The sequence below is a fragment of the Ruegeria sp. BA2 genome (assembly GCF_056539605.1).
The window spans coordinates 319,298-329,839 of record NZ_JBQFVE010000005.1; the positions used below are offsets into that span (position 1 = coordinate 319,298).

The 10,542-nt window shown below is 57.3% G+C and carries 7 protein-coding genes and 1 pseudogene; 6 read left to right on the forward strand and 2 right to left on the reverse strand.

The window, feature by feature from the left end; translation table 11 throughout:
- Positions 1-15: 15 nt before the first annotated feature.
- From ACR0NN_RS13865 to ACR0NN_RS13880, 4 genes are all read left to right on the forward strand, one after another.
- Positions 16-3,399, forward strand: a complete 3,384-nt coding sequence (locus ACR0NN_RS13865) for a YhdP family protein (RefSeq protein ID WP_480684894.1) — start codon at positions 16-18, stop codon at positions 3,397-3,399.
- 44 nt (positions 3,400-3,443) lie between these two features.
- Positions 3,444-4,496 carry a tRNA preQ1(34) S-adenosylmethionine ribosyltransferase-isomerase QueA gene (queA, locus tag ACR0NN_RS13870; protein WP_170724185.1) on the forward strand — a complete coding sequence of 351 codons (1,053 nt, stop codon included), beginning with the start codon at positions 3,444-3,446 and terminating at the stop codon, positions 4,494-4,496.
- A gap of 100 nt (positions 4,497-4,596) precedes the next feature.
- Entirely contained in the window at positions 4,597-5,868 is a 1,272-nt protein-coding gene (locus ACR0NN_RS13875; protein WP_170724187.1) for an MFS transporter, read from the forward strand.
- A 107-nt stretch (positions 5,869-5,975) separates the two neighbouring features.
- The gene (locus ACR0NN_RS13880; RefSeq protein ID WP_170686129.1) at positions 5,976-6,554 is read left to right on the forward strand and encodes a DUF924 family protein; all 579 of its coding nucleotides are present in this window, start codon (positions 5,976-5,978) and stop codon (positions 6,552-6,554) included.
- Here the strand turns inward: ACR0NN_RS13880 and ACR0NN_RS13885 are convergent.
- Positions 6,551-6,982, reverse strand: coding sequence for a hypothetical protein (locus ACR0NN_RS13885; protein ID WP_170724191.1), 432 nt, complete (start codon positions 6,980-6,982; stop codon positions 6,551-6,553). The two genes, ACR0NN_RS13880 and ACR0NN_RS13885, sit on opposite strands and share 4 nt — an antisense overlap.
- A 211-nt stretch (positions 6,983-7,193) precedes the next feature.
- Between ACR0NN_RS13885 and lpdA the strand changes: the two genes are divergently transcribed.
- Positions 7,194-8,588 carry a dihydrolipoyl dehydrogenase gene (gene lpdA, locus ACR0NN_RS13890; protein ID WP_170724196.1) on the forward strand — a complete coding sequence of 465 codons (1,395 nt, stop codon included), beginning with the start codon at positions 7,194-7,196 and terminating at the stop codon, positions 8,586-8,588.
- A gap of 137 nt (positions 8,589-8,725) precedes the next feature.
- On the opposite strand, the gene ACR0NN_RS13895 is transcribed toward lpdA, so the two are convergent.
- Complete coding sequence (locus ACR0NN_RS13895; RefSeq protein ID WP_170724199.1) at positions 8,726-10,114, reverse strand: dipeptidase; 1,389 nt, start codon at positions 10,112-10,114, stop codon at positions 8,726-8,728.
- 301 nt (positions 10,115-10,415) lie between these two features.
- Here ACR0NN_RS13895 and ACR0NN_RS13900 point away from each other — a divergent pair.
- Positions 10,416-10,542 (forward strand): annotated as a pseudogene (locus ACR0NN_RS13900) (5-aminolevulinate synthase); the annotation flags it as partial.

Below are 10,542 nucleotides of genomic sequence, written 5' to 3' on the forward strand. Positions count from 1 at the left end.
GGCAGGTTGAAAGGCGTGGGACGCAAATTGGTCCAGCAAGAACAGCAGGATGACACGGAGGCGGAGAAAAAACCGCGCCGAAGGTCACGCCGGCGCACGGCTGGGCTGTGGACATTGCGGGGCGTCTTTATCCTTGGATTTCTGGCGCTGTTCACCGGCTTTATGGTGGTTGGTCAGCGCATGCACGCGCCCGACTGGTTGCGCGATCGGGTTGAGGCCCGGCTCGATCAGGCGTTGGGTGGTGTGCAGATACGATTTGGCGACGTCAGCTTTATCATCCATGAAGGCTGGCGCCCGCGTTTGCGGCTGACCGACGTTCGTATCAGCGACGCCGCCGGTCAGCAGATTGCAGAAGTCTCGGACCTGCGGGCCAGCCTATCGATGCGCCCACTGCTGCGCGGACATGTGCGGCCCAAGCGGATCATCCTGCAAGGTGCTCAGATTGCGTTGACCCGGGGTGTTGATGGCGCGCTTTCACTGACCGTCGGGGCAGGCAGCGCACCGGTTGGGCAGGCCCGAAATCTGGCGCAGTTGATCGAGACCTCGGATGAGGTATTCCAGTCGCCAGCCCTGTCGGCCTTAACCTCGGTCGAGTTGGATGCGATCACGCTGGACTATCAAGACCTGCGGCTTGGGCGATCCTGGGTGTTGGATGGCGGGCGCATTCAAGCTAATCGCAGCGCGGGAGAGGTGCGGCTGGCCACCAGTTTCTCGGTTCTTGCGGGGCGTGATTATGTCAGCATGATCGAGGCGAACTATACCAGTTTGCTCGGCAGCCCTGCCGCCCAATTCGGTGTTTCGATCACTGATCTTCCTGCGGAAGATATTGCGGGTCACAGCCCGGCCTTGGCTTGGATGCAGGTTCTGCGCACCCCGATCTCGGGTGCCTTGCGCGGCAGCGTGGATGCAGAGGGCGCATTGGGCCCGGTCTTTGCGACGCTCAATCTTGGGACGGGCGCAGTGCAGCCCACGCCCGAGACGACGCCGATCAAATTTGAATCGGCGCGCACTTATTTTACCTACGATCCGGCGCAAGAGGTGCTTGATTTCAACGAGGTATCGATCCGTTCCGCCTGGGGTACGGTGCAGGCCGATGGCAAAGCCTTCCTTCAAGGCGTCAATGCGGGCGGTCTGGACAGTATGTCGGGGCAATTTCGCCTGAGCGGGATTGAGATCAACCCGGCCAATCTGTTCCCCGAAGCGTTGAACCTGACGCGGGCTGACGTGGACTTCCAGATGAAGCTGGCCCCCTTCCGGATGCAATTGGGTCAGATGACGATCGAAGACGGTGCCCATCGCGCGCGGCTCAGCGGGTCTCTGGCCGGGTTGTCCGAAGGGTGGGTGGCTGCGATTGATGCCCAGATCGACCAAATGAGCTCGGACCAGCTGTTGAATTACTGGCCGGAACGGCTGGCCCCGAAGCCGCGACTGTGGGTCACTGAAAATCTGAACTACGGAGAGATGTCGGATCTGGATTTCGCATTGCGTTTGCGGCCTGACGAAAAGCCCGACATCTACGTGGATTTCGAATTCGACAAGGCCGAAATTCGGTTCGCCAAGACCTTGCCGCCTATTCAGGATGCACAAGGACAGGCTAGTCTGCTCAACCGGCGCTTCACTGTTTCGGCGCAAAAAGGGATCGTGATCGCGGATGAAGGCGGAGTGGTTGATGCCTCGGGCACGTCATTCATCATTCCCGACACCGGCATTAAGAAAACCACACCAGCCATTGCGCGGGTTGAGGCGAGCGGCAGCGTGACCGCGGCTATGTCGTTGCTGGATCGACCGCCGCTGCAATTGCTTACCAAGGCGAACCTGCCCGTCGATCTGGCCGATGGTCAGGTCAGTCTGACCGGGACGCTTTCCTTGCCTCTGATCAAAGGCCTGAAGCTGGAGGACACAAGGTTCCATTATACGGGCGAGTTATCGAATTTGGAGAGCAGCAGGCTGGTCCCAGGATTTGAAGTCAGCGCCGACCGCCTGGATCTGATCGGGGATCAGACGCAGGTGGCGATTCAGGGCGATGGTCTGTTTGGTGTTGTCCCGGTCGAGGCCGTGTGGCGTCAGCCGATTGGCGGAGAAACTCCGCAGCAAAGCGAATTGACCGGACAGATCGAGCTTTCTCCGCGTCTGATGGAGCAGATCAACGCCGGGCTGCCGCGCGGGATGCTAACCGGAGAAGGGTTAGCCGATTTCAGCCTGAGCCTTGGCGCTGGCGAACCGCCGCGTTTGTCAGCGGAATCCGATCTGGTCGGTGTTGCGCTGGCAATCCCGGAACTTGGATGGCGAAAATCGGCTAGTACCAGCGGCAATTTGACCGCCGAGGCGACTTTGGGTGCGGATCTCAGCGTTGATTCACTGCGAATTGATGCGGCGGGATTGCGGACAAGTGCGGCGATCTCTTTCCGGGACGGCGGGTTTGACAGAGTGCGTTTCAGCTCGTTCGAGTTGGGTAATTGGTTGGCGGTTCCGGCGGAACTGATTGGACGCGGTTCTGCACTGCCAGATATCCGCGTGTTGGGCGGCGTGCTCGATCTTGGGAAATCCACAATTGGCGAAGGGAGCAGCAGTGGCGGCGCTGCGGGGCCCGGGCCAAGGCTGGACGTGGCGCTCGACCGGTTGCAGGTCACCGAAACCGTTGCTCTGACCGGACTTAAAGGATCGTTTCAAACGACTGGCGGGCTGAGCGGCGACTTTAGCGCTCAAGTAAACGGCGGTGCTTCGATCAGAGGGCAGGTCACGCCGCGCGCATCGCGATCTGCGGTTGGACTGACCTCTGAGGACGCGGGTGCAGTTCTGCGCTCGGCCGGGGTTCTGACACAGGCGCGCGGTGGAACGATGCAATTGCAACTCGATCCGATCGCTGAGCCCGGAAATTATGATGTTGATCTAAAGATCAAGAACACGCGGATCACCGACGCCCCGGCCATGGCGGCGATTTTGAACGCGATCAGCTTGGTTGGTTTGCTGGATGAAATGGCGGGGCAGGGTATCTTCTTTTCCGCAATCGACAGCAAGATGCGCATCACGCCGAGCGAGGTTAAGGTGTTGAGCGGCAGCGCCGTAGGGCCGTCGATGGGGATTTCCTTTGATGGCACCATCGATACGGTGGCTGGCATGTTGAATCTGCGCGGCGCGATTTCACCGATCTACTTGGTCAATGCGATTGGCAGTGTGCTGTCTAAAAAGGGCGAAGGTATATTTGCCTTCAATTATACTCTGACTGGCCCGCTGAGCGACCCAAAGGTTTCCGTCAATCCGCTTTCGGGCCTTGCACCTCTATTCCTTCGCAATCTCCTACGCGAACCTGCCCCAACTGTTTCGGATGGTCCGAATGCCACGCCGGACCGACCTGACGAAGAGCACCCAGCACTCCAGACCCGGGGTGAGGATCGCTGATCTGAGTGGTGGCCGAATCTATCGGGCCGATGTATGGCGCGGCCATGAAACTCAGCGATTTTGACTTCCATCTGCCGGATCACTTGATTGCCACGCGGCCTGCCAGCCCACGCTCCTCAGCACGGCTGCTGCTTGCTCAAGGCGAAGCTGTTCAGGATCGGCACGTGTTCGACCTGCCGGACATATTGCAGCCCGGTGATCGATTGGTTCTGAACGATACCCGTGTCATCCCCGCGAGGCTGAGCGGTCGGCGACACCGGGACAGCGCGCAGGGGCCGGTTTCGGCTGCGATCGAGGCAACATTGCTTGACCCGCAATCTGATGGATGCTGGGCGGCGCTGATCAAGCCTCTGAAAAAGGTCAAGCCAGGAGAAGAAATCGTATTCTCGGATGATCTGAGCGCGACCTTGGAGAAAGTAGCGGATGGCCAGGCCTATTTGCGCTTCAACCTGACCGGAGAGGATTTCGATCAGGCATTGGAGCAAGCAGGCGCGATGCCTCTGCCCCCCTATATCGCGGCAAAACGTGCGGCGGACGAACAGGATAAAACCGACTACCAGACCGTTTGGGCGCGAAACTCTGGTGCTGTTGCGGCCCCAACGGCGTCGTTGCATTTCGACGACGAGTTGTTGGAGGCACTGTCGGCGCGCGGCGTCGATTTCACCCATGTCACGCTGCATGTAGGTGCAGGAACCTTTCTGCCGGTTAAGGTCGAAGACGTGACCACCCACAAGATGCATGCTGAATGGGGACGGGTCAGCGCGCGGGCTGCAGCCGAGATCGCGGCAACCAAAGAAGCAGGCGGACGGGTTATTCCCGTGGGAACGACTGCTTTGCGCTTGATCGAAAGTGCGGCGCGTGGTGGACAGATCGAGCCTTGGGAAGGCGAGACAGATATCTTCATTTACCCCGGATTCCGATTCAACGTGACCGATGCGCTGATGACGAATTTTCACCTGCCAAAATCCACCCTGCTGATGCTGGTTTCGGCGCTGATGGGGCAAGATCGGGTCAAGTCAATATATGACCATGCCGTTGCGGGCGAGTATCGCTTTTTCTCGTATGGAGATGCGTCTTTGCTGATCCCATCGTCGTAACTTGGCCATCCACGTCTTCATGATGTCGTAGACAGGCGCGATGTTATTGGGGAAAGATTGCAAAGCGGACAAAACACATCAGCAATTTTGGATAGGCAGAATGCTTCAGGTACTTTCCAGCGCTTGGGCGCTTCTTCTTGGGATGGGGTTGCTGATGGTTGGCAACGGCCTGCAGGGCACGTTGCTGGGTGTGCGCGGAGAGATTGAAGGGTTCTCAACCCTCGAGATGTCCTTTGTGATGTCTGCCTATTTCCTTGGATTTCTGGGCGGCTCGCGTCTGGCACCTGAAATGATCCGCCGTGTGGGCCATGTGCGCGTGTTTGCGGCGCTCGCTTCGTTCATCTCGGCCGTCATGATCATGTATCCCATGCTGACCAATCCAATTGCTTGGTCGCTGGGCCGTGTGATCATCGGATTTTGTTTCTCGGGCGTGTATGTGACCGCCGAAAGCTGGTTGAACAACGCTGCAAACAATGAGAACCGGGGGCAGGCACTGTCACTCTATATGATAGTGCAGATGTTGGGCGTTGTCAGCGCACAGGCCCTGCTGTTGGTGGGCGATCCAGCCGGGTACGAAACCTTTGTCATCGCATCAATCCTGGTTTCGGTTTCTTTTGCGCCGATTCTGCTGTCGATCTCTCCGACGCCCGCATTTGACACCACCAAACCGATGACCCTGCGCAAGCTGATGGATACCTCTCCTCTGGGCTGTGTTGGCATGTTCCTGTTGGGCGGCATATTTTCGGCGCAATTCGGGATGAGCGCGGTTTACGGCGCATCGGTCGGCCTGAGCCTTGTCGAGATCTCGACCTTCGTGGCTGTGTTCTACATCGGGGCTGTTTTGCTACAGTTTCCGATCGGATGGATTTCTGACCGGATGGACCGGCGTTTGCTGATTTTGCTGACGGCAGCGGTTGGTGGCGCGGGCGCGCTGATTGGCATGATTTACGGTGTCACCTTTACCATGCTTCTGGTCGCGGCATTCATCATCGGTGGGATGACAAGCCCGCTCTATTCACTGCTGATCGCCTATACCAACGACTATCTTGAGTATGACGATATGTCTGCGGCCTCGGGCGGGTTGATCTTTATCAACGGGCTTGGTGCAATTGCCGGTCCGATTATCACCGGTTGGCTGATGGGGGCAGGCGTGGTCGGTCCGTCTGGCTTCTTCTTGTTCATCGCCGCACTGATGTTTACGATGGCGGCATATGCCGCCTATCGCATGACCCAGCGCGTCTACAAACCCGTTGATGAGACCGGAACGATTGCGCCGATCTATCCGACATCGTCGCCCGTTGCCCTGGAAGTAGCGCAAGAGGTTGCCATCGAAGCCGCGCAGGATGAGCAGGATACGCAAGATCCCGCCTGAGCGCCGGAATTGTGACTTTTGTGTTGCAATATGTTACTGTCACAAATCTGTAAAAGTGATTTTAATGACGTTACGTCCTGGGGAGGACAATTACGGAGTCTAGGGCAATGGCAGGTCCTGAAGAAGTATTGAGTTTTTGGTTAGATGAGGTTGGCCCCGACGGGTGGTACCTACAGGATGACGCGCTGGATGCGCGGATCCGGGAAAAATTCCTAAAGACATGGGAAGATGCGTGCGAGGGGAAATTCTCGCTCTGGCTGACATATCCCAGCGGATCGCTGGCATATATTATCCTTTTGGATCAGTTGCCTCGCAACATGTTCCGGGGCAGCAAACAAGCTTTTGCATCGGATAGGGCAGCGTTGGCAGCCGCGAAATGCGCGGTCGACAAAGGCTGGGATCTGAAAATCGATGAACCGGCGCGGCAGTTCTTTTACTTGCCGATGATGCATTCGGAAAATCTGTGTGATCAGGAGCGTTGTGTGCGCCTGATGCTCGAACGGATGCCGGAAGGTGGCGATAGCAACCTGCTGCATGCGCGTGCTCATCGCGAGGTGATCCGAAAGTTTGGTCGTTTCCCATATCGCAACGATGCTTTGGAACGCGCCACAACTGAACACGAAGCCGCATATGTCAGCAACGGCGGCTATGGTTCCACAGTGCGCGAATTGCAGGCCGCGACTTAGGTCGCGGGCTCGCATCCCTTGATGACCAAAATCCGGTCGGTGAAGCTGTCTGCGGATGTCGTGATCGCATAGTTGATCAGGTCTTCCGGTTCTTCAACAAGCTTCGCCAACCGGGTCTGTGTGTCTTCGAGTTTACCTTCCAAATTATTAAGGCGTTGCAGGGCGGCATTCACCTGTTGTCGCATTGTCGCGTCTAGCAATGATCCCGCGCTTAGGGAGGCAAGATCGCTGCGCAGCGCGGTCAGTTCTCCGCGAATTCCTTGCGCCTCTTCGCGTAACGGCGCCACGACTTGCAGGTTTTCAGCAAACCCGGATCGGATCTGATCTACGGATTGCGCCAGCTTCCAGCCCAGAAAGAGGCATATCGCCAGCAATATCAATGTCGCATTCAAAAGGGCAAGAAGCAGGTCTTTGAGCGTTTTAGCCATGAGACGCCTTTCGGAAATCGGAAATTCAAAATCAGATGGTCCTGAAACCCCGGTTCTAGCCTTTGTTCAAGAGTGGGTATAGGCTGAAATCAGCTTGATACATGTGATTTGACCCTGCGTCATATATGTCGCGGGTTGCCATGTTGATGCGCTGAGAAAAATAGTTTAACGGTAAACTAGTTTTTAAATCGACCTGCGCCGAGAGGGAAACATGGCTGCACAATCCTATGATCTGATCGTAATCGGGGCTGGCCCCGGTGGCTATGTTGCTGCAATTCGCGCGGCACAGTTGGGGCTGAAAACCGCCGTAGTAGAGCGCGAACATCTGGGTGGCATCTGTCTGAACTGGGGCTGCATTCCGACAAAAGCGCTGCTGCGATCATCAGAAGTGTTCCATCTGATGGAGCGTGCGAAAGACTTTGGTCTGAAGGCGGACAAGGTTGGATATGATCTGGACGCTGTCGTTAAACGCTCACGCGGTGTTGCCGCGCAGCTTTCGGGCGGCATCGGTCACTTGCTGAAAAAGAACAAAGTTGCCGTTGTGATGGGTGAAGCATCGATCCCGGCCAAAGGCAAGGTTAGCGTCAAGACCGACAAGGGCACAGAAGAGCTGACAGCGAAGAATATCGTGCTGGCCACAGGTGCCCGTGCGCGCGAATTGCCAGGGTTAGAGGCCGACGGCGATCTGGTTTGGACCTACAAGCACGCGTTGCAGCCGCCTCGGATGCCAAAGAAACTGCTGGTCATCGGCTCGGGCGCAATCGGCATCGAATTCGCCAGCTTCTACAATACCTTAGGCGCGGACACGACCGTTGTCGAAGTTATGGATCGCGTTTTGCCGGTCGAAGACGCCGAGATCAGCGCCTTTGCCAAGAAGGCCTTTACCAAGCAAGGCATGACCATCATGGAAAAGGCGATGGTCAAACAGCTGGATCGCGCCACATGCAAAGTCACCGCGCATATCGAGGTGAAGGGCAAGGTCGAGAAACACGACTTTGACACCGTAATCTCGGCAGTGGGTATTGTTGGCAATGTCGAAAACCTTGGGCTCGAAGCTCTGGGCGTCAAGATCGACCGCACCCATGTTGTAACGGATGAGTTCTGCCGCACCGGTGTGGACGGGCTCTATGCGATCGGAGACATCGCCGGCGCGCCTTGGCTGGCGCACAAGGCCAGCCACGAGGGCGTCATGGTCGCGGAACTTATCGCCGGCAAGCACGCACATCCGGTCAAACCCGAAAGCATCGCGGGCTGTACCTACTGCCAGCCGCAGGTCGCCTCAGTCGGTTACAGCGAAGCCAAGGCCAAAGAGCTGGGCTATGACATCAAAGTCGGACGCTTCCCGTTCATTGGCAACGGCAAGGCCATCGCATTGGGTGAGCCCGAGGGGCTGATCAAGACTGTGTTCGATGCCAAGACCGGAGAGTTGCTGGGCGCACACATGATCGGCGCCGAAGTAACCGAGTTGATCCAGGGCTATGTGGTTGGCCGCCAGTTGGAAACCACGGAAGAAGATCTGATGAACACCGTCTTCCCGCACCCAACGCTGTCAGAAATGATGCATGAAAGTGTGCTGGATGCCTATGGGCGCGTGATCCACATGTAAGGGAAGGGGGCTCTGCCCCCGCCGCGGCAGACCGCGACTCCCCCGGGATATTTATAGCCAGATGAAGCAGGGGATCCGAACTTCATCTGGCCGAAAATATCCCGGAGCGCGAGGCAGAGCCTCGCAAAATTCCAGGTTTATTTCTTGGTTAAAGCTTCCAGTATACGCGCCCATGAGCGGATGCCTTTGTGGAAGCTTTTGACGTCATATTTCTCATTCGGTGAGTGGATCGCATCGTCATCATTGGCATAGCCGACCAGCATCGAATCCAGGCCCAGAACCGTGTTGAAGTATCCAACGACGGGAATTGAGCCACCCATGCCGGTAAAGACGGCTTCGCGATCCCATTCATCAGACAATGCGCCGCGTGCGGCTTCGAATTCGGGGCGGTCGAGATTCATGACCGACGCAGGAGATCCTTCAAGGTCATTATCCCAAACAACTTTGGCATCCGTCGACAAGCGGTCTTCGACATGTTTGCGAATTTTGTCGCGCAGCGCGTCCGGGTCCATGTCGCCGACAAGACGGCAGGTGATTTTGCAATGTGCCTCGGACGGGATCACGGTTTTAGAGCCAGCACCATTGTAGCCACCCCAAAGGCCGTTTACTTCGAGCGTCGGGCGTGCCCATTGTTGTTCCAGTGTGGAATAGCCCATTTCGCCATGAGGTTCGGTGTAGCCGACGGAGTTCAGGTATTCCGCTTCGTCAAAGCCGCAGTTCTGCCATTGGCGCAACTGATCCGCAGGGACTTCGTGCACACCTTCGTAGAACCCTTCGACAGCGACGCGACCGGTCTCTTCGTCATAGAATGACGCGACGAGGCGTGACAGTTCACGCAGCGGGTTCAGGCCAGGCCCGCCATAGTGACCCGAGTGCAGGTCGATGCGGGGGCCGATAATGGTGAACTCATCTTTCAGCATACCACGTAGCTGCGACGCGATCGACGGCACGCCGCGCGAGACCATCGAGGTATCACAGACCAGCGCCAGATCGGCCTGAAGTTCGGCTTTGTTTGCCTCCAGGAACGGCACGAGCGAGGGCGAGCCCGATTCTTCCTCACCCTCGAAGAAGAAGGTGATGCGACAGGGCAGGGAGCCGTGGACTGCTTTCCAAGCACGGCAGGCCTCGACAAAGGTCATCAACTGGCCCTTGTCGTCGGATGACCCACGTCCCCGGATCACTTGTCCGTGTGCTGTGTCCTCCAGGGCCGGGTCAAACGGGTCGCGGTTCCACAGCTCCAGCGGATCAACCGGTTGCACGTCGTAGTGTCCGTAGAACAGCACATGCGGGCCATCGCTGTCTTCACCGACATGGCCAACGACCATGGGATGGCCGGGCGTCTCGCGCTTCTCGGCCGCAATACCGATGCTTTGAAGATCGGCGACCAACCAGTCGGCCGCCTTGTCCACATGTTCTTTGTAGGCGGGATCAGTTGAGATTGACGGAATGCGCAGAAACTCCATCAGGCGGTCAATCGAGGTGGTCAGATCGGTGTCGATCCGGCTGAGTACGGCATCAAGCGACATGGGGCTCTCCTACTAGGTCTGGATTTTGCGCAGAGCCTAGCAGCGTTGGTAGGGCCGTCCAGCCCGATTTGACCAACCGATCTGATGAATCTACCTGCGTCGTTTCCTCGCGTTTATTGGCCGTAACTTTGCTTGTCGGTCTGGGCGTTAGACGTTATTTGATGCAAATCAAAGTTGGGTTCAGCGGTTCGGCTGTAGGCAGGTCGGACAGATGAACGCGGCGTCATTCTTGCGGCAAGCCAGCAAGGTGGCGAAAATAGCCGCCCGGAGCTATAGTAACCGGGCATCCAAGGAGGGTCCGTTGGACTATACTGCTCAGCTCGATACAGCGATTGCTAGGCTGCATGACGAAGGCCGTTACCGGACCTTTATCGACATTGAACGTCGCAACGGTCATTTCCCGCATGCGGTGCGGACCTGTCCGGACG